Origin of the sequence: Lampropedia puyangensis (assembly GCF_004833285.1) — a bacterium.
Lineage (GTDB): Bacteria > Pseudomonadota > Gammaproteobacteria > Burkholderiales > Burkholderiaceae_C > Lampropedia > Lampropedia puyangensis.
This window is the reverse complement of record NZ_STFG01000006.1, coordinates 35,300-60,134: the sequence shown is the minus strand read 5'-3', so window position 1 is coordinate 60,134 and position 24,835 is coordinate 35,300. Positions and strand designations below refer to the sequence as shown.

21 protein-coding genes are annotated in these 24,835 nt (G+C 54.3%); 13 read left to right on the top strand and 8 right to left on the bottom strand.

Annotation, left to right across the window (positions count from 1 at the left end; translation table 11 throughout):
* Positions 1-4 precede the first annotated feature (4 nt).
* Entirely contained in the window at positions 5-664 is a 660-nt protein-coding gene (locus E9531_RS07530) for a TetR family transcriptional regulator (RefSeq protein WP_136573141.1), read from the bottom strand.
* A gap of 499 nt (positions 665-1,163) precedes the next feature.
* On the opposite strand from E9531_RS07530, the gene E9531_RS07525 reads away from it, so the two are divergent.
* From E9531_RS07525 to E9531_RS07515, 3 genes are read left to right on the top strand one after another with little or no spacing between them, the layout of a single operon-like run.
* Positions 1,164-2,366: an efflux RND transporter periplasmic adaptor subunit gene (locus tag E9531_RS07525; RefSeq protein WP_136573140.1), complete on the top strand. Its 1,203-nt coding sequence runs from the start codon at positions 1,164-1,166 to the stop codon at positions 2,364-2,366.
* Between the two features lie 14 nt (positions 2,367-2,380).
* On the top strand, positions 2,381-5,539 hold the full coding sequence (locus tag E9531_RS07520) for an efflux RND transporter permease subunit (RefSeq protein WP_136573139.1): 3,159 nt from the start codon (positions 2,381-2,383) through the stop codon (positions 5,537-5,539).
* Positions 5,540-5,546: 7 nt separating this feature from the next.
* Positions 5,547-6,995 (top strand): efflux transporter outer membrane subunit, encoded by a 1,449-nt coding sequence (locus tag E9531_RS07515; protein WP_136573138.1) that lies wholly within the window; start codon positions 5,547-5,549, stop codon positions 6,993-6,995.
* Positions 6,996-7,113: 118 nt separating this feature from the next.
* Here the strand turns inward: E9531_RS07515 and E9531_RS07510 are convergent, their stop codons facing one another.
* Positions 7,114-7,737 carry a YqiA/YcfP family alpha/beta fold hydrolase gene (locus E9531_RS07510; protein ID WP_136573137.1) on the bottom strand — a complete coding sequence of 208 codons (624 nt, stop codon included), beginning with the start codon at positions 7,735-7,737 and terminating at the stop codon, positions 7,114-7,116.
* A gap of 364 nt (positions 7,738-8,101) precedes the next feature.
* On the opposite strand from E9531_RS07510, the gene E9531_RS07505 reads away from it, so the two are divergent.
* From E9531_RS07505 to E9531_RS07495, 3 genes are all read left to right on the top strand, one after another.
* Positions 8,102-9,994 (top strand): phosphoenolpyruvate carboxykinase (GTP), encoded by a 1,893-nt coding sequence (locus E9531_RS07505; protein WP_136573136.1) that lies wholly within the window; start codon positions 8,102-8,104, stop codon positions 9,992-9,994.
* 332 nt (positions 9,995-10,326) lie between these two features.
* Positions 10,327-12,903: a TonB-dependent siderophore receptor gene (locus E9531_RS07500; RefSeq protein ID WP_211343396.1), complete on the top strand. Its 2,577-nt coding sequence runs from the start codon at positions 10,327-10,329 to the stop codon at positions 12,901-12,903.
* A 160-nt stretch (positions 12,904-13,063) separates the two neighbouring features.
* Entirely contained in the window at positions 13,064-14,257 is a 1,194-nt protein-coding gene (locus tag E9531_RS07495; RefSeq protein WP_136573135.1) for a YncE family protein, read from the top strand.
* A 105-nt stretch (positions 14,258-14,362) separates the two neighbouring features.
* On the opposite strand, the gene smpB is transcribed toward E9531_RS07495, so the two are convergent.
* Positions 14,363-14,839 carry an SsrA-binding protein SmpB gene (gene smpB, locus E9531_RS07490; protein WP_136573134.1) on the bottom strand — a complete coding sequence of 159 codons (477 nt, stop codon included), beginning with the start codon at positions 14,837-14,839 and terminating at the stop codon, positions 14,363-14,365.
* 164 nt (positions 14,840-15,003) lie between these two features.
* Between smpB and E9531_RS07485 the strand changes: the two genes are divergently transcribed.
* Complete coding sequence (locus E9531_RS07485) at positions 15,004-15,462, top strand: type II toxin-antitoxin system RatA family toxin (protein ID WP_136573133.1); 459 nt, start codon at positions 15,004-15,006, stop codon at positions 15,460-15,462.
* An 8-nt stretch (positions 15,463-15,470) separates the two neighbouring features.
* A complete protein-coding gene (locus tag E9531_RS07480; RefSeq protein ID WP_211343395.1) occupies positions 15,471-15,839 on the top strand; it encodes an RnfH family protein in 369 nt (122 codons plus the stop codon).
* Positions 15,840-15,941: 102 nt separating this feature from the next.
* On the opposite strand, the gene dcd is transcribed toward E9531_RS07480, so the two are convergent.
* The gene (gene dcd / locus E9531_RS07475) at positions 15,942-16,508 is read right to left on the bottom strand and encodes a dCTP deaminase (protein ID WP_136573132.1); all 567 of its coding nucleotides are present in this window, start codon (positions 16,506-16,508) and stop codon (positions 15,942-15,944) included.
* A gap of 188 nt (positions 16,509-16,696) precedes the next feature.
* Here dcd and E9531_RS07470 point away from each other — a divergent pair, with 188 nt between their 5' ends.
* From E9531_RS07470 to E9531_RS07450, 5 genes are all read left to right on the top strand, one after another.
* Positions 16,697-17,338 (top strand): L-threonylcarbamoyladenylate synthase, encoded by a 642-nt coding sequence (locus E9531_RS07470; protein WP_136573131.1) that lies wholly within the window; start codon positions 16,697-16,699, stop codon positions 17,336-17,338.
* 93 nt (positions 17,339-17,431) lie between these two features.
* A complete protein-coding gene (locus E9531_RS07465) occupies positions 17,432-18,094 on the top strand; it encodes a site-2 protease family protein (protein WP_136573130.1) in 663 nt (220 codons plus the stop codon).
* 52 nt (positions 18,095-18,146) lie between these two features.
* Entirely contained in the window at positions 18,147-19,454 is a 1,308-nt protein-coding gene (locus tag E9531_RS07460) for a tryptophan--tRNA ligase (protein WP_136573129.1), read from the top strand.
* 45 nt (positions 19,455-19,499) lie between these two features.
* Positions 19,500-20,081 carry a flavin reductase family protein gene (locus E9531_RS07455; protein ID WP_425293568.1) on the top strand — a complete coding sequence of 194 codons (582 nt, stop codon included), beginning with the start codon at positions 19,500-19,502 and terminating at the stop codon, positions 20,079-20,081.
* A gap of 103 nt (positions 20,082-20,184) precedes the next feature.
* Positions 20,185-21,045, top strand: a complete 861-nt coding sequence (locus E9531_RS07450; RefSeq protein ID WP_425293567.1) for a hypothetical protein — start codon at positions 20,185-20,187, stop codon at positions 21,043-21,045.
* A 23-nt stretch (positions 21,046-21,068) separates the two neighbouring features.
* Here the strand turns inward: E9531_RS07450 and E9531_RS07445 are convergent, their stop codons facing one another.
* From E9531_RS07445 to aat, 4 genes are all read right to left on the bottom strand, one after another.
* The gene (locus E9531_RS07445) at positions 21,069-22,238 is read right to left on the bottom strand and encodes a hypothetical protein (protein WP_136573128.1); all 1,170 of its coding nucleotides are present in this window, start codon (positions 22,236-22,238) and stop codon (positions 21,069-21,071) included.
* A gap of 96 nt (positions 22,239-22,334) precedes the next feature.
* The gene (locus E9531_RS07440; protein WP_136573127.1) at positions 22,335-23,117 is read right to left on the bottom strand and encodes an IclR family transcriptional regulator; all 783 of its coding nucleotides are present in this window, start codon (positions 23,115-23,117) and stop codon (positions 22,335-22,337) included.
* A gap of 90 nt (positions 23,118-23,207) precedes the next feature.
* Positions 23,208-24,005 (bottom strand): arginyltransferase, encoded by a 798-nt coding sequence (locus E9531_RS07435; RefSeq protein ID WP_136573126.1) that lies wholly within the window; start codon positions 24,003-24,005, stop codon positions 23,208-23,210.
* Positions 24,006-24,076: 71 nt separating this feature from the next.
* A complete protein-coding gene (aat, locus tag E9531_RS07430) occupies positions 24,077-24,823 on the bottom strand; it encodes a leucyl/phenylalanyl-tRNA--protein transferase (protein WP_136573125.1) in 747 nt (248 codons plus the stop codon).
* Positions 24,824-24,835: the final 12 nt, after the last annotated feature.

Below are 24,835 nucleotides of genomic sequence, written 5' to 3'. Positions count from 1 at the left end.
TGCGCTACGTAGTAGCGTCCAGTCTTGCCCATTGCGGGTCAAGACCTGCTCCTCGCAGGATCAAGTCCATCATGGAGTCGCCAGTGCTCACCAAGTCGAAGGCTTGTGGGTCTAGCAGCCAGGTTGCAATCAAACCAAGCACAGCGTTTTGCAAGGTAGAGGCCATGAAATGGGCTGTCATGCCATGCTGAAGATGCGGCGTGATATGCGGGTGTGAGAAGGCTTGCAGGTGACGCTCATAAAAATCGTCGTGCGCTTGCAGCATACGCTGGCGCACGGCATACATGTCTTCCGTGAGCTCAATTTGGTAGTGGCAGATATTGAGTAGCCGGCGCACTTGGTCGTTATTCGCGATGGTGCCAAGACAATCCAACACGACATTGCGCAAGGACACTAGGGGCGGAATTTTGTGCAACTCGCTCTCAGGGTCTTGGCGGCACAAAGCTTCTTTATCCATTGGCCATTCAATACGCGCCATCATGGCATTGAACAGGTCTGCCTTGTCTTTGAAATGCCAATACACAGCCCCTCGTGTGGCGCCAACGTCGTTGGCAATGGCTTGCAGTGTGGTGCGCGAAACCCCTTGGCTGTCGAATAGCCGTTCTGCGGCATCCAGAATGTGGTTGCGCATTGCCTGCGCATCTTCTTTTGTTTTGCGTGCCATGAGAAATTGCGATGAAGTGTTGCCACAGAGATCAAACTGTCATGCAGTACACGCACCATAGAGATGCAGGCACGGTGTTTGCTGTGTTGGTGTATTGCCGATCCGGTAAGGATATTATCCAATATACATTCATGAATGTATGTATACTCCCGCACTTGACTCAAGCTTTGCAGGGTTAAACCTTAGTTGTTTCCCCTTGGGCCTCTGGCAACGAACCGTTGGGTTCAGTCGCATTCTGTAATCGAATAACCATTTTTGTGCGTAAGCCTGCGATGGCGATAGGATGCGATATTTTTGCCGAGTGGTGCCATGGTTGCGCAACTCAAAGGAGGCAGGATGAGGCGTTCATGCCAGTCTTGCCTAGTTCCCGTGCAAAGCCTACATCTTCCACTGTTCTTTAAGCGTCCAAAAAAGGTTTCTCCGTATGCAGGTACTCTCGCATTCACGATCATTGAGCCATCAAATCAACACGCAGATCAAACGGGTTCGTATCCCAAGCATGTTGTCCTGTTTAGGATTGGCAGTGTTGCTGACAGGTTGCTTGCCGGGTAAAGACGAAAATGCAGCTCAGGCCCCCGCAGGTGGAGAGCAGCAAATGCCCAGCCCCAATGTGGGGGTGGTGATTGCAACACCTGAGACAGTGGGAATGGTGACTCAATTGCCTGGCCGTGTTGAAGCCTCGCGCGTTGCACAAGTGCGTGCCCGAGTCGATGGCATCGTGCAGGAGCGGGTATTCAAAGAAGGCAGCAACGTCAAAGCTGGACAGTTGCTATTCAAAATTGACGCCGCGCCATACCAAGCCAATCTGCAAAGTGCCAAGGCAACCTTGGCCAAGGCTCAGGCCAACTTGGCACAAGCCAAAACATTGGCAGACCGCTACCGTCCTTTGGTTGCCGTGAATGCGATCAGCCAGCAGGATTTTGACAATGCCGATGCGGCATTCAAAGCCGCTCAGGCAGATGTGGCAGCTAGCCGCGCTGCAGTGCAAACGGCAGAAATCAACTTAGGCTATGCCAGCGTGACGGCCCCTATTTCAGGCCGTATTGGTCAGGCTTTGGTTACTGAGGGGGCTTTGGTCGGGCAAAGCAGTGCCACTGCGTTGGCCGTCATTCAGCAAGTCAACCCTGTGTATGTGAACTTTACCCAGTCGAGTACAGATGCGCTGAATCTCCAAAAGCAGATGCAACAAGGTCACCTGCTCAAGGTGGATGGTGAGAATGCTGCGCGCGTGCAAATCGTGCTCGAAGATGGCTCTGAGTATGGCGCCGAAGGCAAGTTGCTTTTCTCCGACTTGTCAGTAGACCCCGCCACTGGCCAAGTGACGCTTCGTGCAGAAGTGCCTAATGCAGATGGATTGCTGCTTCCCGGCATGTATGTGCGCGTTAAGATTGAGCAAGCACAACTAGCCAACGCCATTGCTGTTCCCCAGCAAGCAGTGACCCGCACGCAACAAGGCGACACGGTTACGGTGGTGGATGCAGAAGGCAATCGCCATGTCAAACCAGTAAAAGTGCGTGCAGCTAGCGGCAACCGTTGGCTGATTGAAAGTGGGTTGGAAGCTGGTGAGCAAGTGATGGTCGATGGTTTCCAGATTCTGCAGATGCTGCCGCCTAGTGTGAAGGTCAAGCCTGTTCCGTGGACGCCTGTTGGTGCCAGTGCTGCGACCGTCACTCCTGCAGCTGAGCCTGCTGCCCAGCAGTAAAAGGAGCCGCAACAATGGCAAAGTTTTTTATTGATAGGCCCATTTTTGCGTGGGTGGTGGCGCTGTTCATTATCGTCATCGGCTTGGTTTCATACAAGCAACTGCCAGTGGCGCAGTACCCGACTGTGGCGCCGCCTACGATTTCAATCTCCGCCGCTTATCCTGGTGCTTCTGCTCAGGTGTTGGAAGAAACTGTGCTGGCCGTGATTGAGCGTGAAATGAATGGCTCGCCCGGTCTGGTGTACATGGAGTCGACTAGCCAGGCTAACGGCCGTGGTGAAATTACGCTGAGTTTTGAGCCAGGCACCAATGCCGATTTGGCGCAGGTGGATGTGCAAAACCGTTTGACGCAAGCGACTCCCCGCTTGCCTGCTGCTGTAACGCAGCAAGGGATTCAGGTGGAAAAAGCCTCTTCCAACTTCTTGATGGTGGTTGGACTGATTTCCACCAGCGACGATGTCAGTGTGCATGACCTGAGCGATTACGTTTCACGCAACGTGATGCCGACGATTCAGCGCACTCCTGGCGTTGGTAAAGCACAAATGTTTGCGGCTGAACGTGCCATGCGTATCTGGATTGATCCAGCCAAGCTCACGGGTTTTAACTTGTCCGCAGCAGAGGTCACGGCAGCGATTGCTGCACAGAACGCGCAGGTTTCCGCTGGTTCGCTGGGCGATTTGCCTAACGCCACAGGGCAGACCATTTCTGCCACTGTGGTGGTTGATGGACAGCTCACCAATGTTGAGCAGTTCCAAGACATCGTATTGCGCGCCAACGCGGATGGTTCGGTGGTGCGTCTCAAGGATGTGGCCAACGTCGAGATGGGTATTGAAACCTATGCGTTCGGGTCCCGTTTGAATGGGAAACCTGCTGTGGCTATCGGGGTGCAGTTGTCCAATGATGGCAATGCCCTGTCAACCTCCCAAGCTGTCCGTGAGCGCATGGCTGAACAGCAGGCCTTTTTCCCTAAAGGGGTTGAGTGGCTGGTGCCTTATGACACTTCCAAGTTCATTGATATTTCGATGGAGCAGGTTGCGCACACTTTGATTGAAGCGATTGCTTTGGTGTTCGTTGTGATGTTCTTGTTCTTGCAGAACTGGCGCTATACCTTGATTCCTACAATTGTGGTGCCGATTGCTTTGCTTGGAACCCTTGGCGTGCTCTACGCAGCGGGCTTTTCACTGAACGTGTTGTCTATGTTCGGTATGGTGCTGGTGATCGGGATTGTGGTGGATGATGCCATCATCGTGGTGGAGAACGTCGAGCGCATCATGAGTGAGGAAGGGCTTTCTCCGTTGGCTGCGTCGCGCAAAGCCATGGGACAAATCTCGGGCGCCATCATTGGGGTGACTTTGGTGCTGATTGCCGTGTTTGTGCCACTGGCATTCTTCGGCGGCTCTATCGGTAATATTTATCGCCAGTTTTCGATCACGATGGTGACATCGATTGCCTTCTCGGCTTTCTTGGCGCTGTCTCTGACGCCTGCGTTGTGTGCCTCCTTCCTTAAACCGGTCGAGGCAGGCCACCACATGGAAAAACGTGGCTTCTTTGGTTGGTTCAATCGCAGCTTTACCAGTACAGCCAAGCGCTACGAAGGGGCCATGGGCGGTTTGGTTCGCCATGCATGGATCATGATGGGGTTGTATTTGGCCATTGGTGCGGCTGTGGCGTTGATTTACCAGCGCCTGCCATCGTCGTTCCTGCCCAATGAAGACCAAGGCTATGTTGTTAACAACGTCCAGTTGCCGCCAGGCGCAACGCAACAGCGCACGCTTGAAGCGATCAAAGCGGCTGAAGACTTTTTCAGCAAGCAACCTGAAGTGCAGAACGTGGTGTCTATCTTGGGCTTTTCTTTCTCAGGCCAAGGTCAAAATGCGGCACTGCAATTTGTGACACTCAAAGATTGGGATGAGCGCAAAGGTGCAGAGCATTCAGCCTCTGCGTTAGCCGAGCGAGCCAAAGGCACGTTGATGCAGTTCCGTGATGCCTTCATGTTTACGCTGTCTCCACCCCCAATTCCTGCATTGGGCAATGCATCAGGTTTTGACTTGCGTTTGCAGGATCGCGGCGCACAAGGTCACGACGCCTTGGTGAATGCGCGCAACATGCTGTTGGGCATGGCTTCGCAAAGCAAAGTGCTAACAGGTGTTCGTCCCGATGGTTTGGAGGATGCGCCCCAACTGAAGCTTGAGATTGACCGTGATAAGGCGCAGGCCATGGGCGTTGATTTCTCTACGGTCAACCGCGCGTTGTCTACGCTGCTGGGTTCGAGCTATGTGAATGACTTTTTGAGTCGTGGCCGCTTGCAGCGCGTGATGGTGCAGGCTGTTCCTGAGGCCCGTATGCAGCCTGAAGATATTTTGGCTTTGACCGTGCTTAACAACGCTGGTGTTGCGGTTCCGATGTCATCGTTCGCTACGGCCGATTGGGTTTCTGGCCCAATGCAGGGCGTGCGATACAACGGCTATCCTGCCATGAAGATCACGGGTGATGCCGCTGCAGGCTTCTCTACTGGCGAAGCCATGGCTGAAATGGAGAAGCTAGTTGCGCAATTGCCAGAGGGCTTTGGCTACGAATGGACCGGGCAATCGCGTGAAGAAAAGCTCGCAGGCTCCACCGGTATGGTGCTATACCTGTTCTCGATCTTGGCGGTATTTCTCTGCTTGGCTGCTTTGTATGAAAGCTGGTCAATCCCGCTGGCTGTGATTTTGGTTGTGCCGCTGGGGGTGCTGGGGGTTGTTGGCGCAGTAGCCCTGCACAGCATCCCGCGTGATGTGTACTTCCAGATTGGTTTGGTCACTATCATCGGCTTGTCGGCCAAGAACGCGATTTTGATTATCGAGTTCGCCAAGGATTTGCAGGCACAGGGCATGTCTGCGATTGAAGCCGCATTGCAGGCTGCGCATCTGCGTTTCCGTCCGATTTTGATGACATCACTGGCTTTCACTTTTGGCGTTGTGCCTCTGTATCTGGCCTCAGGCGCCAGTTCAGCAAGTCAGCGCACCATTGGTACTGGTGTGATTGGCGGCATGATCACGGGAACGATCTTTGCGTTGTTGTTCGTACCGATCTTCTATGTCGTGGTGCGGAAAATTTTTGGTAATGGCAAACCCCGCGAGCAGGATGACGCCTCCGTTGCGTTGCCAACACAGGAGCCTGTGCACCATGCGTAAGACAAACATGACTACATCTTCATTCGGACGAACTCTTGCTCCTTTGGCCTTGGCCGCGTTCATGGCGGGGTGCTCCATGATGCCTTCGTATGAACGGCCTGAGCCGCCCGTTTCAGCGCAATGGCCAACCAACGGTTTGGACGACCAAGGTCTCCAAGGTGGGCAAGGCCAAGCGTTGCAGCAATGGCAAGCGTTTGTTGAGGATGCCAATTTGCGTGCACTGATTGAGCAGTCATTGCGCAACAACCGTGATTTGCGCGTGGCCACACTGGCCATTGCGCAAGCGCGTGCCCAATACAGCCTGGCGGGGGCGGGGCCTTTCCCAACCATCAGTGCGGGCGTTACAGGGCAACGCCAAAGCAGTGGGGATGACTCGTCTATCACCTCAACTTACAGTGGTGGCTTGATGGTGAGTGCGTGGGAGATTGACTTTTTTGGTCGTCTGGCCAGCTTGACCGAAGCCGCCCGCGCCCAATTTCTCAGTACCGCCTATGCACGCGAAGCGGTGCAAACCAGCTTGATTGCAGGTGTAGCCAGTGCATGGCTGAATATGCAAACGGCTACGGCGATGGTGGAGCTGACCGAGCAGACCTTGACCACGCGCCAAGAGTCGCAGAAGTTGACCCAGTTGCGTTTTGACAATGGTGTTGCTTCGGCATTGGAGTTGCGCCAGGTTGAATCGCTCAGTGCAAGTGCCAGAGCGACGTTGGCTGAGCAAAAGCGTGCCAAGGCGCAGGCAATCAATGCATTGACGCTGTTGGTCGGGCAAGAGATTGATCCTCAGCTGCTGGCCACTTCAACATTGCCACTGGATATCTTTGCTGATGTGCCTGCGGGCTTGCCTTCAGATTTGCTGATTCGCCGCCCTGACATTCAGCAGGCTGAGTGGAGTTTACGTTCGGCCAATGCCAATATTGGTGCTGCGCGTGCGGCGTTCTTCCCTAGCATTTCATTGACGGCCAGTGCTGGCTCAGTCAGCAGCCATTTGTCTGATCTGTTCTCAAGCGGCACGTTCGGGTGGTCGATTGCTCCGCAGGCTTTATTGCCCATTTTTGATGCTGGGCGCAATCGTGCGCGCTTGGAAGGTGCAGAAGTGGCGCGCGATATAGCTGTCGCGCAGTATGAAAAGGCGATCCAATCGGCTTTTTCTGAGGTCTCTGATGCCTTGGCAGGGCGCGCAACGTTGGGTGAGCAATTGCAGGCGCAACAAGATTTGGTAACGGCGGAGCAAAAACGCTACGAGTTGTCAGATTTGCTCTACCGCAGCGGTGTTGCCAGCTTCTTGGATGCGCTCGATGCGCAGCGCTCTCTCTTTAGCGCTCAGCAAGCAGTATTGCAAACCCGTGCAACGCTATTGGCCAATCGCGTTGAGCTGTACCGCGTCTTGGGCGGTGGCTGGGATGCAGAGGCGGACTTGTCTACCCCCGCAGCGACTTCTACTGCGCAAGAAGGGTGAAGACCTAAAAAGGCATTGTTCTGAAAGATAAAAGTGGCATCAACGTGATTGCGTTGATGCCACTTTTTTTATTTGAGCAGGACTCAATTTGCACTGGATTGGGGCTGATTTGGTGTATTCAAATCGCACTTGCTGGTTGGCCCAGCCGATATAAAAAATCCGCTATTTCAGGCAAGTGGCTTTCAAACGTGTCACTCAAAGCGTGGTTGCTGCCTTCGAGCACGATGCGCTTTGCGTGAGGGTAACGTTGCACCATTTCCTGCCAGTCCAGCACCTCATCGCCTTGTGCGATCAAGGCCAATTGCGGTGCTGTTGCGGCGTTGTTTGCGCAGTCGAGCTCACGCAGTTGCTCAATGTATTCTGGTTTGAAATAAAAGGCTTCTTCTGGATTGTGCCAAGCGGTTTGTTCGCCAATATAGGCTTGCAGGTCTCGCGCAGGATTGACGGCCGGGTTCAATAACACGGCTGGGCAATGCCATTGCGCGCTGACCCAACTGGCGTAGTAGCCTCCTAACGACGAACCCATAACGGCCAAGCTGCGCTGCGGCCAGTTGTTGAGGATCGCTTGCATGAACTGTGCTGCCTCGTGGGGGGAGGGCGGTAATGCAGGAATTTCCACAACCACTTCGGGGTAGTTCGTAGCAAACCAAGCCCGTGTTTGTTGCGCTTTGGCCGATTGGGGTGACGAACGGAACCCATGCAAGTACAGCAAGTGGGTCAAATGTGTGGTTTCAGCATGCATATCCCATCCTTTATTGCAGCAATTGGGGTGTTGTGTGGGGATTGGTTGCCCAATGGCGCAACACTGATGGTGTAGGCCGCTATCGGGAAAAGGCCAATACCTCTGCCGTGAGGCGAACTCTAGAATGAATTGCAGAGGCAGGCAAGCACACAGGTGTACGTTGTGTCCTGGCCTGCTCATCGTAGAACAGGCACTTAGACCGAATTCAAAGCCTGCTCGCAGAGTGCGTTGAGATAAGGCAGTAAGCATCGTTAATGCTTAGCGATGGTGTTTATTTGCTTCTTTGACCGTCGCTTGGCGGTGGGGAGGCGACGAACAGGCGCTGCCAGCAGAATTCACCATTCAAATCATTAAGGAGAGAGACATGAGCGATTTGACTAAGCTTCAGCAGCAAGTAGCAGCACCAAATACCGTTGAACATACCAAGCTGTTGCATTGGGTTGCCGAGATGGCGGCTTTATGCAAGCCAGAAAAAATTCAGTGGTGCGACGGCAGTGATCATGAGTACCAGCAACTGTGTGATGAGCTGGTTGCTGCCGGTACCTTCATTCGGCTTAACCCAGCCAAACGTGCGAATTCATTTTTGGCACGTACTGACCCTTCTGATGTTGCGCGTGTGGAAGATTGCACGTTCATCTGTTCCGAACGCGAGGAAGACGCTGGCCCTACCAACAATTGGAAGGCTCCGGCTGAAATGCGGGCTATTTTGCAGCCCTTGTTTGATGGCTGCATGGCAGGGCGCACCATGTATGTGGTGCCTTTTTCCATGGGGCCATTGGGCAGCCCCATTGCGCATATTGGCGTGCAATTGACAGATAGTGCCTACGTCGCCGTTAACATGAAGTTGATGACCCGTATGGGCCACGGTGCGCTGGACGTATTGGGAAATGAAGGGGCGTTTGTGCCCTGTATGCATACTGTTGGCGCTCCGTTGCAGCCGGGGGAGAAAGACCAAACCGCGTGGCCTTGCAATCCTGAAACCAAGTACATCGTGCATTACCCGCAGTCACGCGAAATCTGGTCGTATGGCTCTGGCTATGGTGGCAATGCTTTGTTGGGCAAGAAGTGCTTCGCATTGCGCATTGCTTCAAACATGGGGCGTGATGAGGGATGGCTTGCCGAGCACATGCTGATTGTGGGAGTGGAAAACCCACAAGGGCAGAAATACCATGTGGCTGCAGCCTTTCCTTCTGCCTGCGGTAAAACCAATTTTTCAATGCTGGTGCCTCCTGCGGCGTTTGAAGGTTGGCGCATTACTACTATTGGCGATGACATTGCTTGGATCAAGCCGCAGGCCGACGGTAGCTTGCGTGCCATCAATCCAGAGGCTGGGTATTTTGGCGTGGCGCCGGGTACCAACATGCTGACCAATCCCAATTGCATGAAGAGTCTGAATAAGAACGTGATTTTCACTAATGTGGCATTGACCGATGATGGTGATGTTTGGTGGGAAGGCATGGAAAAAGACGCCGGCCATGTGCCTGCGCATTTAATTGACTGGCAGGGCAAGGACTGGACGCCAGCTATCGCTCAGGAAACCGGAGCGAAGGCCGCACACCCAAATGCACGCTTTACGGTGGCTGCGACGAATAACCCAGCGTTGGATGCCGCATGGGATGATCCAGCGGGTGTCACAATCGATGCATTTTTGTTTGGTGGCCGGCGCTCCACGACCGTGCCTTTGGTCACGCAGGCGCGCAATTGGACCGAAGGCGTATACATGGCAGCCACCATGGGTTCTGAGACTACAGCCGCAGCCTTTGGAGCCCAAGGGGTCGTGCGTCGCGATCCTTTTGCCATGCTGCCGTTTTGTGGCTACAACATGGGAGAGTACTTCGCCCACTGGCTCCAAACAGGAGACGCTATACAGCGCCATGCGGGCACTAAGCTGCCTTCGATTTTCTGTGTCAATTGGTTCCGCAAAAATGACAGTGGCCAATTCGTCTGGCCAGGCTATGGCGACAATATGCGCGTGCTGGCATGGATGGTGGATCGCCTGGAGGGGCGTGCAGATGGGGCGGAGAATCTTTTGGGCATCAGTCCGCAATACAGCGAGATCAATTGGAGTGGCCTGGCTTTTGATGAAACGCAGTTTGCCACTGTGACCGGCATGGATGCGGGAGACTGGATGCAAGAGTTGCAGTTGCACGATGCCCTGTTTAAACAATTGGGACAAGGCCTGCCCCCAGTACTGCAGCAAGTGCGGGCGCGTTGGGGGGATGCGTTGGCAGCGCAAAGCACCGAGCATGCGGCCTGACGAATGCAGTATTGTCCAACAGTACTGCCATTGAACCTCTATCCATTTTGGGCGTCATGATGAAGCCCCGTTTCCCATGCGTTGAAGGCAAGGGGGCGGGGCTTGATTGCTTGAGTCGAGGGTATGTTGGGGCGGCGTGCAATGGGCTTTTGGGGTCTTTGCGAGTGTTCTTGTTTCAATTTGTTGCATAAAACCATTGAGGTTTAGCCGTGTTCATACGGAAAACAAGATGAGTGGGGCAATTCATGCCTGCACGGCGCATCGCTATATGCGATCGCGTGGGGCGGGCTGGCCTCTTGCCCACACACCATCTCAGCAAAAGGAACCTCTTTATGGCATCACCATACCGCGCGATTGCGCCCAACGAGGGCAGGAGTAACTGCCGCAGCATCCACAGAGCAACGGCGCATGCGATCAGCTTGCCAAGCCAGCCCGGCGTGTTGGCTGTGGCGGTACGGTATGCCTTGTTTGTAGGCATGGGCATAAGTGTGCTGGGGTTGTCGCTGGTGCCTGCAGCGGCCCAAGCTCAGTCAAATTCGAGCGCGCCAGCGAACCAGGCCACAAGTGCTCAGCACTACAGCATCCCTGCCAGTTCACTGTCTGAAGCTTTGCGCGCGTTTGCCAGTGCAGCAGGGGTTGAGCTGACGGTAGACGGCACATTGGTTGCAGGCAAGCAAAGCAGCGGCCTCAATAACAGTTATAGCGTCGCAGAGGGGTTTGCCGCCTTGCTTGGCCGCCACAATCTGCAGGCGGTACGGCAAACCAATGGCAGCTATGTCGTGGTGGGCAGGTCGGTATCGACTCAGGATAGAAGTGCGGATTCACATACATTGCCCACGGTCGAGGTGACTGCCAGTACCTTAGGTGTGAGCACCGATGGCACCGGCAGTTATGCGGCCCGAGCAGTCAGCATCGGCAAAGGCGAGCAGGCCTTGAAGGATATTCCTCAGTCGGTCAGTGTGGTCACGCGCCAATTGATGGATGAGCAAAATGCCACCTCGGTCTACGACGCGCTGGAGAGTACGACTGGGATTACCTTGCTGCAAAGCCCACAGGGCGGCAAGTACATTTACTCACGTGGCTTCGACATCACGATGTTGCAGTACGACGGGGTTAACGTACAGCGTTTGTACGGTCGCTCCAGCAACTACAACGGTGGCACTGCTATTTACGACCGCGCTGAGATTTTGCGCGGTTCTGCTGGCTTGCTGCAGGGCGGCGGGGACCCCGGTGGCGCCATCAATCTGGCTCGCAAGCGTCCTTTGCGCCAAGGTGGTGTGAACGCTACCGCTAAGGCCGGCTCATGGGACCGTTATGGCGCACAAGTCGATGGCAGTGCTGCACTGAATGCAGATGGCTCTTTGCGTGCACGTGCCGTGATCGATACAGATAGAGGGCACTCTTTTATCGATCAAGTCAATCACCGCAACAACACGTTGTATGGCACGGTGGAATACGATCTTTCAACCCAAACGCAAGCCAGCATCGGTGCCAGCTATGAAACGTTCAAAGGGCGCCCCTTTATCTCTGGCTTGCCGCGTTACAACAACGGGACAGATATAGATTTGCCGCGTTCGACCTTTTTGGGGGCAGCATGGAACCGCCAAGACAATGCAACCAAAACGGTTTATGCCGACTTGTCGCACCAATTCAACGACCAATGGCGCGCCAAGGTGTCGGCAATTCACGTGCAGGAAGACCTTTTCCTGAAATACGCCGCTTCGCAGCGCACTATTGTGCCGGGCAGCACGCAGGGCGGAACCGTCTCACTCATGACCGATGCAAGTCAGAAAGCGTGGGGCATTGATGCGAACGTGACGGGCGCTTTTGAGGTGCTGGGTCGCCAGCATGAAGTGGTGCTGGGCACCAGCTACAACCACACCCGGGTGAATACCGACTACAGCTCGAAGACACCATTCGTGCCTATTGATGTGTTTGCTCCTGACCCATACAGAGCCGAGCCTGGTGATGACGAAATCCGCTACGCCAATACTGAAAATCGATTGGCAACAACGCGCCAGATCGGCGCCTATGGGGCTCTGCGTTTGCAGCTGAGTGAGCCACTGAAGTTGGTGCTTGGCGGGCGTATGGGATCGTATAAAACGATTTGGGATACGACGGTGACTACTGCAGGGGTGGCTAATCCGTCCTCTACGCTGCAGGACAACAACCGTTTTATGCCATTTGCAGGTGTGATTTACGCACTCAATACCGATTGGTCGGCTTATGCCAGCTATGCCGATATTTTTAACCCACAGTGGTCACTCGATGCTGCGGGCAATAACCTCAAGCCGATTCGAGGCTCCACCTATGAGATGGGTGTTAAAGGGCAGTTGTGGGGTGGCAGAGCGAATACGTCCTTTGCCTTGTATCGCGTGGATCAGAAGAACCGTGCGACAGAAGACATCGCTTCCGGGCCTGATTGCCGCGATGGTTATTACTGCTACAGCGATGATGGCCGCGTGCGCAGTCAAGGTTTTGATGCTGAGATCAGCGGTGAACTCACGCGTGGCTGGAATGTGTTTGCTGGCTATACCTTCAATCGCAATACCTACGAGCGCGACATCAACAATGAAGGGCTTGACTTCAACACCTACACACCCAAGCACCTGTTGCGTGTTTGGACGACATACCGCCTGCCCGGTGCGTTGAATGCCTTTACCGTTGGTGGTGGCGTGGATACACAAAGCGCTTCTTATCGCAAGATAGGTGCGGTGAGGATTAATGCACCAGGCCGTGCAGTATGGAACAGCTACGTGCGCTATCAAGTGAATGACCAATGGCAATTGGCACTGAACTTCAACAACATGTTCGATAAGCGTTACTACACTTCTATCGGGAACTTGGTGAACAGCAGCCATTACGGTGACCCACGCAATGTGATGCTGAGCTTACGGGCCTCTTTCTAAACGCTGCTTGCACCACTGTGTGGAGCTTTTAAACACGTTCTGACAACGCTCAATGTGTTGGGCTGAGGTTGCTGTGCTGTGCTGTGCTGTGCGATAGCGTTATCGCGCGGGCTTCGCCTCTATCGCCATACAGGTCGTTTTTTTCACTGGATTACCGCTTATGTACGCCTTCTCTATTACTCGCTTTGTCATTCCTGTTGCACTGGCTGCTGTGTTGGCTGCTTGCCAGACTTCGCAACAGTTGAACGCTCCGGTCAACACTGCTGTTGCGTCGCTTGCTGCAGCGCCAGTTTTGCGCCAAGACCAGTTTCACGGTATTTACGAAATCAGCACTGCGGCTGATGGCTTATCTATTTTTGTGGCTACTGTTGGCGATGGCAACGCACAAGGAGGGGGCTTGCTGCATCGGTTGGATGCCCGCACTTTGCAAACGCTGCAAACTATCCAGACGCCAAGACGTAGTTATGCCTTGGGGCTGAACCAAGCCACTCAAACACTGTTTGTCGGCAATACGAGGGAGGGGGCGTTGACCGTGGTAGATGCCATGAGTGGTATGGTCAAAGGGCAGATTCAATTGGCACAGCCAAGTGTGAACGACAAGGGTGTGACCACGTATGCCCACACCCGAAAGGTTATTGTGGATGCACAGCGCAACCGTGTTTTCGTGACTAGCCCTAGCGAGCCGGGCATGGTCTGGATTGTGGATACGGCCTCAAATACTTTGACGCATACCGTGGCCAGCGAAGGGTTGTGGACGGCCGGTGCCGCTTATGATTCGGTTAGCAATGTGCTTTATGTTGGGCAGGCTGGTCAGCATGAGGTGTTGGCGATTGATCCAGACACCGGGCGCGTCATGCGCACATTCAGCACGGGCGACAGTGCTGACAATACCGGGGCAGGGGCTAAGCACTTCTTCGTCAATCTGGCGTTGGATAGCAAGGGCCAGCGCTTGTTTGCGACCGATGCCAATACCGATCAGTTGTATGTTTTGGATCTCACGACAGGGCAATTCGTATCCAAGGTGGGCATTGAAGGTTTGGGGTTGCTTGATGTGGTCTACAACCCCGTGCGCAACGAAGTCATCACCTCTTCGCGCGGTGTTTCCAGCAGCCAGCCTTCGGGAATAGGTGTTGTGACTATCCTGGATGCGCGCACGTTTGCCGTGAAGCAGCGTTTCGATGTGCCTGTGCACCCCAATAGTTTGGCTCTTTCTCCTGATGGACAGGTGTTGTATGTGACTGTGAAGTCTCCAAACGCGAAACACCCGGCCTGGCGCAAGAACAACCAAGACAGCGTGGTACGTTTCGATTTGTCGCGTGTGCCTGATGGGGGGCTTTCTGCCACTTCCCGCTAGGGAATCGCTGCATCCGCACATTTCAGATGAGGGGGCACTCTTCTCAACACGCAGCCTGCTGCGAACTGGGCAAGTGCTTTGTTTGATAAACGCAATCGCTGCCAATCAGCGATTGCGTGATTTCATGGCACGCTCTACCTCGCGCTTGCCTTCACGGTCTTTGATGGTGGCGCGTTTGTCGTACTCGGCCTTGCCTTTGGCCAGCGCAATCTCGCATTTAACAAAGCCATTTTTCCAGTACAAATGCAGCGGCACCAAGGTATAGCCCTTTTGCTCAACTTTGCCGATCAGACGCTTGATCTCGTCTTTCTTGAGTAGCAGCTTTTTAGTGCGGTCAGGTTCAGTGCGCACATGGGTGGAGGCTGTGCGCAAAGGGTTGATTTGCCCTCCGATCAGAAAGATTTCTCCTTCACGAATCAGAACGTAGGCATCGGTGAGCTGGGCTTTGCCGCTGCGCAGGGCTTTGACTTCCCAGCCATAGAGCACCATGCCGGCTTCAAAACGCTCTTCAATAAAGTAATTGAAGAAAGCGCGTTTGTTCTCTGCAATGCGGCTGCTGGGGGCTTTATTCTTGGTGGCCATGGTGTGATTAGGGAAGTGCTCCTGCTGCGTCAAGGTTGTGGGCAGTAAAATCTGCGACTATTTCGCAAATATCCCACGAATTACGCAGCGAAACCACGCATTGTATGCAAAGCCTGTAGAGGGTGTGTTGGTTTGGCGGCATTCTTTCCCCCTTGGCGTTTGGAATGAAACAAGTTGAGAAGTCGGCCTTGGTCTGGTTTAGTCCTGCACAGATGTTTGGCTTGGTCACTGATGTGGCACGCTACCCTGAGTTTTTGCCTTGGTGCGACCATGCGCAAGTGATCGAAGAGCATGCATCAGGCATGACGGCAGAGGTGGGCATCGCGATTTCCAAGTTGCGCCAATCCTTTGTCACGCGCAATACCCATGTGGGGCAAGAGAAGGTGCACATGAAACTTGTCAAAGGGCCATTTTCAACCTTGGAGGGCGAGTGGACGTTTCAGCCTGTGGGCGGTCAATCGGCTGAGCAATCACAGGCCTGCAAGGTGGGTTTGGTGCTGCGCTACGACTTTGACTCTATGGCGTTGCGTATGGTGGTGGGGCCCGTGTTTGACAAAATTGCCAACACCATGGTCGAGGCCTTTGTTAAGCGGGCGCAAAGCCTATACCAGCCTTCGCGCTGAATAATTCCATGGAGCAACCGAATTCACAAACCATGATTGCCGTAGAAGTACATGTGTGCTTGGGGCCGCGTGCTGTGCAGTCATGGGTGCAGCACTTGGCTGTCGGAACGACGTTGGGGCAAGCGGCTGAAGCTGCACTGGCGCGGGTGCAGCAAGAGCCTGCGCAGCATGCTTGTTCACTACCGAATTGGCAGTGGGGTGTTTGGGGGCGAGTGCTGCCGCCAGAGCATGTGCTGCAAGATGGAGATCGCGTGGAGGCTTACCGAGAGTTGCTAGTGGATCCTAAGGTTGCCAGACGTGAGCGTTTTGCCAAACAAGGGGCCCGCGGTGCGGGCTTGTTTTCTAAACGCCGTGACAATGCCAAGCCAGGCTATTGAAGGGGATGCGCTGCTGTTGCTCCTCTACGTTGGCGCGCAGGTCGCTGTTATTTTCTCCCAGCAAAAAGCCCGCATGAGCGGGCCTTTTGCTGGAGGGCGTATTCAGGTTCTTGGCAGGGTAACGCCATGTTGGCCTTGGTACTTCCCGCCACGGTCTTTGTAACTGACTTCAGGGGGTTCGTCACCTTCAAAGAACAAGACCTGCGCACAGCCTTCGCCTGCATATATTTTGGCTGGCAGCGGTGTGGTGTTGGAAAATTCCAGCGTGACATAGCCTTCCCACTCTGGCTCGAATGGCGTGACGTTGACGATGATGCCGCAACGGGCATATGTGCTTTTACCCAAGCACACAGTCAACACATTGCGGGGAATGCGGAAGTATTCCACTGTGCGTGCCAGCGCAAAACTGTTGGGAGGGATGATGCAGTAATCATCCTCAAAATCGACGAAGCTTTTTTCGTCAAAATTTTTGGGATCCACCACCGTGCTATGGATGTTCGTGAATACTTTGAATTCACGTGCGCAGCGGATGTCGTAGCCGTAGCTGCTGGTGCCATAGCTGATGATTTTCTGGCCATCCATTTGGCGCACTTGTCCTGGCTCAAATGGTTCAATCATGCCGTGCTCTTCGGCCATTTTTCTGATCCATTTATCGCTTTTGATACTCATTGCGTACTGCCTTGATGGGGGTCTTGTGTGGCATGCAATAACGCACTGCATGCATGAAATGAAGTGGCAAATTGTAGTGTTAGTTCGCCAGCTGTGGCCATAGCCAGTGAGTGCAAAGGTTTGGGCACGCGGCTTGTTGCCGCGTTCTGGGGCAAAATTGCCTCTTTTGATCACAATGGCCCACGCATATGGCGCAATATTTTGAAGTGCATCCGCAAAATCCTCAGCCACGCCTGCTCAAGCAAGCGGCGGCCTTGCTGCAGCAAGGGCAGGTATTGGCCATTCCTACCGACTCTAGCTATGCCTTAGTATGCGTGCTGGATGACAAAAATGCGGTAGACCACGTACGCCGTATTCGCGGCGTTGATGACAAGCATTTGTTGACGTTGATTTGCAAAGACTTGTCTGAATTGGCCAGCTACGCCAAGGTGGACAACCGCCAGTTTCGCTTGCTCAAGCAAGCCACGCCAGGTCCTTACACATTTGTACTGGAAGCAAGCAAAGAGGTGCCGCGTCGCGTGAGCCACCCTCAGCGCAAAACCATAGGTTTGCGGGTGCCCGATTACCCAGTTGTTCGCGAACTGCTGGATTTATTAGGCGCGCCTTTGCTGGCAAGTACCCTGATTTTGCCTGGTGACGAGATTCCACTGAGCGATCCGGCCGAGATTCGAGAGCAGTTGGAAAAAGAGCTAGGCGCCATTGTGGATGCCGGCTCTGTCGCCGTGAAACCGACCACGGTGCTCGATCTGACCACGATGGACGGCGGAGGCGACGCCACAGTGCTGCGTGCAGGGCAGGGGGACTTGGACAAGTTGGGCTTGTCTTTGTAACGACTATCCTGCTGCTGGCCACATGTGCTCCACACATTGGAGAATTGGCCAGCACCTGCGTGCGTGCTTGTAACTTCTGCGAAAATCTCTGCCGTGAATTCCTCTACTACCATTCAAGCCATCGCAATGATGGCCCTTCCCCTGTTGCTGGCCATTACGCTGCATGAAGCCGCGCACGGCTATATGGCGCGCCGATTTGGTGACCGCACGGCTGAAATGCTTGGGCGCATCACGCTCAATCCCCTCAAACATATTGATCCCTTGGGCACCATCGTGATGCCCTTGATTTTGTTTTTTGCGACCAATGGTGGGTTTATGTTTGGCTATGCCAAGCCAGTGCCCATTAATTCACGTAATTTAAAGAACCCCAAGCAAGACATGATCTGGATTGCGTTGGCGGGGCCTTTGTCCAACCTATTTCAGGCCGTGTTGTGGGCGCTGTTGCTGGCAGTCATGCTGGCGCTGGGGTTGTATGAAGACTTCTTTATCGGGATGGCACGCACCGGTGTGATGGTCAACCTGGTTTTGGCCGTACTCAACCTTTTTCCTTTGCCCCCGCTCGATGGTGGCCGTATCGCGGTGGGGCTGCTGCCTTACAAACCGGCCAGTCTGTTGGCGCGCTTGGAGCCTTTTGGTTTTTTCATCGTGGTGGGCTTGCTGTTGGTGGGCTTTCTTGATCGTTTCTGGCTCACACCTTTGGTGAGCTGGTTCGCTGAGATCGTGCTCATGCCTGTACGCTGGGCGCTTGGTGCTTAACAAAGCGCTGGACGTGATGTTTACGAATTTTTGATGTGATTGACGCTTGAGTATGACAACTCGTTTTCTGACTGGTATTACGCCTTCTGGTATTCCTCACTTGGGCAACTATGCAGGGGCTATTCGGCCTTCTGTGCGCTCGCAAAGTGGCAGTGATGTTGATAACTTTTATTTCTTGGCTGATTTGCATAGCCTGATCAAATCGCAAAACCCCGCGCAAACGCAGCAATCGACCCTGGAGATTGCCGCTACATGGATTGCGTGTGGCTTGGATACCGATAAAGCCACGTTTTATCGCCAGTCTGACATTCCAGAAATACCCCAGCTGTCATGGTTGTTGACCTGCGTCACAGGCAAAGGGTTGCTTAACCGCGCGCATGCCTATAAAGCAGCGGTCGACAAAAATGCTGAAGCAGGTTTAGACCCAGACGCTGATGTTACGGCAGGCCTGTTCATGTACCCGGTTTTGATGGCTGCGGACATCATGATGTTCAAGGCGCACAAAGTCCCTGTGGGGCGCGATCAGGTGCAGCACATTGAAATGGCGCGTGATATGGCGGCCAGCTTCAACCACATTTATGGTCACGGGCAAGAGTTGCTCGTGCCGCCAGAAGCTGTGGTGGATGAGCACGTTGCAACATTGCCAGGTCTTGATGGCCGCAAGATGAGTAAAAGCTACGGCAACACCATCCCGTTGTTCACGCCGCGTGAGCAGTTGCGCAAGCTCATCATGGGCATCGCTACAGATTCACGCATGCCTGGCGAGCCTAAAGAGAGCGAAGGTTCTGCCATTTTCCAAATCTACCAAGCCTTTGCTACAGAGCAGGAAACAGCCAGCATGCAACAAGCCTTTGAAGCAGGCATTGCATGGGGAGACGCCAAACAGCAATTGTTTGAGCACATTGATGCAGAACTGAGCCCCATGCGGGCGGTGTTTGATGAGTTGGTGGCTGATCCTGCCAAGATTGAAACCATCTTGTTGCAAGGTGCAGAAAAGGCCCGGGCAGTGGCCACACCGTATTTGGCTGAATTGAAAAAGGCCGTGGGCTTGCGTGATTTGCGTACCGCCTTGATTGCTGTGCCTGCCACGGACAAAGCAGCAGATTCAGTTCCGCAAATCAAGCAGTACCGTGAGTCGGATGGGCAGTTCTATTTTAAGTTGGCAACAGCCAAGGGCGAGCTCTTGCTGCAAAGCAAAGCGTATGCGTCTGGGCGTGATGCAGGGGCTGCAGTCAAGTCGCTCAAGCTTGATGGAGTTCAGGCGCTGGATGCATTGCAGGCGCAATTGCAAGCCTATGAACGCACCCCTGAGTTGCTGCAGGCATTGGACGCTTTGGTGGCTACGCATGCGCAGGATTGATCAGTGCTTGCAGGCGCCAATGAGTGCTTGCGCCGGAGGATGCGCATGACGGAGCCGATCCACATAATGGAGCCATCGGCTTTGCTGCAGGGCGATTTCTCGTCGCGCCAACTGCGCGATGCCTTAGGCATGTTCGCCACTGGTGTGACGGTCGTCACTACTGTGGATGCAGCAGGCGTACCCGTTGGGTTGACCATCAATTCTTTTTCTGCGGTGTCGTTGGAGCCGCCGTTGATCCTATGGAGTTTGGTCAATACGGCAGGCAGTCGGGACGCGTTTTTGAACAGCAAAGGCTTTGTTGTGAATGTGCTGGCCGCCCATCAGCATGATCTGGCGATGCAGTTTGCATCGCGCAGCCCCGACCGCTTTTTGAATGTGCCCATCACGCGAGGAACTGGTGGTTTGCCACTGTTGTCTGGGGCATTGGCTTGGTTTGAATGCAAGCGTTACGCTGAACATCTGGCAGGAGACCACACCATCTTCATTGGACAAGTTCAGCGTGTTGGCCATCAGCAGGCAGCTGCTTCTGCCGCACAGAATGGGACCGACCACGATCGCGATTTGACGTTAACAACCCCGCTGTTGTTTCACCGCGGAATACTGCACCGGCACGGGTTCAATCACTGAGTGTTGTTGTGGGGTGCGTGTCGCGTTATGGGGGCAATGTCAACGTCTTTGTATTGCGCCAGCGTTTGCGGTTTGGGCATTGTGGCTGGTGCGCGCGGCTGCTATGATCGCCCGCACCATGCGTGATGAACGACTCCTCTTTTTTTGCTTTTTTGAACACTGCACGCGCAGCGCAGTGGAGGGCTTGCGTTTGGGAGCTTGGCGTTATTACGCACGGTTACTGGCGATGGGGTGGTGTTCTGTTGTGTTGGCTGCCTGCACAAGCACGCCAGCGCCTTATGGCGAGGTAGAGGGCGAGCGCTTTGGCAAGGGTGAGTTGGTGCAATCAGATACCAACCGCATGGCGACCTTGGCAATGCAGCAAAACCTCGAGAGCCTGTTTTCTTTGATGGATAAGCTCTACAAGCGCAACCCCAGTGAATGGCCTAAAACAGCCGACTCGCGTGAAGCTGCGATGGAGTTTGTGCGCTTGACCGTGCTCAATCGCCAAGGTTGGGCCCCGCTGGGGCAAGCGCGTGACGTGAAGGCCCTGTCGCGGGCTTTGGATGCGGAGTTTGCCGACGATCGTGTCGCCGCGTTCATTTACTCTGCTGCAGATACGGTGATTGCTGCGCATGGCGGAAAAACCTTTTTCACCATGATTGATGGTCTCAATTCCCAAGCGATATACAACGCAGCGCGCAATATGGAAATCGCTTCATGGATTTTGGCCACCCGCAAGAAAACTGACGGTTCACCTTTGCTTTTGGCCAATGAGATGGGGGCTGCGGAGCGTAACTTGAGCTTCGAGCGAGAAATGAGCAAAGTGATTGCGCGTTTAGATTTGATGGCTGTGTATGGAACGGAGAAGTACCGCCGCGCGGCCATTGGCTATGGGCAAGGTTTGGTGGGCGGGCCATTGATGCAATTTCTGCCTGTTGATGCGTTGGCAACGGCTGCTACAGCGGCTACCTCAGCGCAATAAACACGCTTTCTTTGACTGTTAGGTTAAGGCGAAGCCAGACCAACAGCTTCATACAACTGACCTTGCCATTTGAAGTGCAGGTTGCCACTTGCATTGAGAATTCGTTCTGGGGCTGCATGCAGGGCTGTGAAGAACTCAGCCACACTGGCAAAGCGCGGTTGTGCATTCCATGCATCTGTTTCTGAAAGCAGAACACAGCCACGTAAATGTCCTTGCGTGATCAGGATCCAATATTCGCTTTCGGCTCCATTTTGTGCGAAGCACACGGCATGCTTGAGCCATTCGGGTACTTCGTTTTGCTGCTCGTGCCATGCATGCGCATAAGCGTGTTCGAGCATGCGCTGCTGTTGTTCTTGCCAAATCTGAATAGGAAACAGCGTGAGGCCAACGGTTTCGCCATGGCAGAACCAGTGTCCGCCATCAAAGGCACTGTAGGCCGTTAGCAAGGCATGTATGACATCGTCAGGCCAGAGCGTAGTGTAAAACTCCAGCAATGCACTGTCCATCGCATCGCCCGGCGTGTGCCGAATGGGCAAGTGGGTCACCTCACCTTGCACACCTAGGCTGCGTGCGGCAAGACGGGTAAGGCGTAACGTTTGCCGTAATGCGCAGGGCAACGCAATGGAGTCGGCATTCGCTTCATTGGTCAGTTGTGCTCCTAGCTTTGTACAAGCGGAGACAGCCGGGAGAGGAAGTTTGTCTTGCTCTGCCGTAATGAGTGCTGCCACCGTTTGGGTAAAACCGTCGCAGGCCAGTGCAATCAGCGTATCGGTACTGCTCCAGTCTTGATTTTCATAGTGGTGCGACGATCCGTCTTGAATGGATAGGCAAATGTCTTCAGCACCGAGTTGACTGAAGGTGATGCTGGTGGCTGCTTGGGCTTGCCCTTGCAGGGCTTCGCTGAGAATGTCTGCCAATGCTTCTTGTTGTGATAATGCGGCCAAGGCGTGTATGCGTTGCAATTGGCTGCGCTCATCACGCAGCCACACTGCAATGGATTGCACGCCGAGGCTGAAGCGGATCAGGCTCCACCATGGTTGCCACGCTGGTGGCAGTGCTTGCTTGGTTTGTGTGAGGTGTGTGGTCAGCGCGGAATGGATTTCGTGCAGTAGCCAGAATGCATTTTTACTGCCTTGGCGAGCCAGCAAGGCGCTTAGCGGCAGGCTGTTTTCAGGCGATACATCTGATTCCATGCTCAGCTGTTCACAAAAAATCAGCAGGTGTTGGGGACGGTGCTGCGTTGACATAGCAGCGCTGCCAATTTGCGGTATATATCGGCATGCAGCTTTTTAGGGGCGAGTGGGGTTGCCCAAGGCTGTTGAAATTTCGCGCACAGTGGCTTGCAGTTTGGCTACCCAACTCTCCTCAAGGCGGCCTGTAGGAGCAGAAATGGACAGGCCTGCAATCATTTTGCCCTGGTCATCGTAGATCCCTGAAGCAATGCAGTTCACGCCCAGCTCCAGCTCTTCCTTGTCTTGGGCGACACCGCTTTGGCGCACACGGTGGAGTTCGCGTTCGAGCACATCAAGCTTGGTGATGCTGTTGCGTGTGTTGCCTGCTAATCCGGTGCGCGCTGCATAGTTGCGTACCCAGTGCGGGTCTTGCGCCGCTAGAAAGAGCTTGCCTGTCGATGTCAGGTGCAAAGGGGCATGCCCGCCAATGGCACGCACCACCTGCATGCCTGAGCGCTCACTGAACGCACGCTCGATATAAACGATTTCATCGCCTTGGTGAATGGATAGATTGATGGCCTGCTGCGTGGTGCGATGCAGCTCTCGCATCAATGGTAGGGCGACGTCCCGCACGCTTAGCCGCGCCTTGACCAAATTGCCCAATTCCAGCAAACGCAAACCCAAGCGGTACGAGCCTGATTCGGGGCGTTCGACTAAACGGCCCAACACCAAGTCATTAAGAATGCGGTGCGTGGTAGATGGGTGCAGCCCCGTCGCCTCGCTGATGTCTTTGAGTGACACCGCTTGTGAATGACCGGCCAGAAAATCCAAGATCGCATACATGCGTTCAAACACTTGAATGCTGGGAGTGTGCCGGGCAGTGGCTTCGGTAGGGCGCATGGCGTTAGAAGGGCTGATGATGGGCTTATCTTACAGCCGTTCTGGCATGAGAAATGCCTTGGAGCCCATGAACAGCCCCAAGACTGTCTTTCAGGAGGCAGATCCCTTGATTACCGTGCTTGCGGGGTCTTGGCTTTTTGTATTTACTGCCTTGCTGCCATGCACACGAATCCATGTGCCGGCCTGCAGAATCTCATGGGGATGAAAGTTAGCTTTGTAGGCCATTTTGGCACTGTCTGCAATCCAGTAACCCAAATACACGTAAGGCAGGCCTAAACGTTTGGCCCATTGGATTAACCAGAGAATGGAGTACGTGCCCATGCCTTTGGCGGCATCGGTGTCATAAAACGTATAGACCGCAGAGATGCCTTTGTCTAGCACGTCGACAACGCTGACCATGCGCAAGATCGGTGCGCGCGTGGCATCTAGCGCTGTTTCTGAAAACTCCAGCAAGCGTGTATCGACCCGACTGCTGAGCAAAAACTGTTCGTAATCGGCGGGATCGTCGTTGTCCATGCCTGCCTGACTATGCCGAGCTTTCAGGTAGCGCTGGTACAGCGCATAGTGCGCGGGCTGCAGTTCTGGCGGTAGCAGGCGAGCTTGCAAGTGGGCATGGTCACGCCAGGCGCGGCGCTGGCTGCGTGTGGGGGTGAATGCATCCACCGGGATGCGTAGCGTTTGGCAGGCTTGGCAAGCATCACAATAGGGGCGGTAAGTAAAGAGGCCGCTGCGGCGAAATCCGCGTTCCACCAACAAGGAATAAACGCGACCGTCGACCAGTTCCCCAGGCGAGGCCACTTGTGAGCGGGCTGTTTGTGCAGGCAAATAGCTGCACGGGTAGGGCGCCGTCGCATAGAACTGCAGGGGGTAATGGGCAGATTCGTTCATGACAAAGTCATTATCGGCAAGTTCTGCTTTGCGTAAAAGTCCGCGCCAAGCGCGCTGGTATACCGTGCAGGTTATCGGAGAATGTGCGGGTGCAGGTAGTGCCAGTCGGCAGGGGAAAAGGCCCACTCGGTTTGTTGCTGTGCAGTAAGCGTACTGATGTGTGCCAAGAACGTGCTGCGGTCCATTTCGGCGGCCCCCAATGAGGCCAGATGTGCCGTGTTTTGTTGGCAATCAATCAAGGGCATGGCGTATTTGCGGCATAAGGCGACTAGTGCCGCCAAGGCGATTTTTGAGGCGTCGCTTTTCAAACTGAACATGGATTCGCCAAAAACGGCCTGTCCGATATGCACGCAGTACAGGCCTCCTGCTAATTCGCCATCGAGCCATGTTTCCACACTGTGCGCAAATCCGGCCAGGTGCAGGTCGTAGTAGGCATTTTGCATGTCCTGCACAATCCACGTGCCATTTTGGCCTTCGCGGGGCGTGCGAGCACAGCGTTGAATGACGGTCTGAAAGTGCGCATCAACCTGTATATGCAAGCGCCCTGCCTGATGCAGGCGTGCAATGGTTTTGCGCAAGGAACTGGAGAGGTGAAACTGCGCGGTTTGCAGCACCATGCGCGGATGCGGTGACCACCACAAAATAGGCCCTGATGAGTACCAGGGAAAGATGCCTTGCGAATACGCTGCCTTGAGCGTAGAGACCGATAGGTCAGCCCCTACCGCCAAGGGGCCCAACTCCTCGGTGACTGTGCCATGCACAGGGAATGGGTCACCTGGCTCCAGAAAAGCAAAAGCGGGGCATTCAGATGCACTCATGGCGGGGGTATT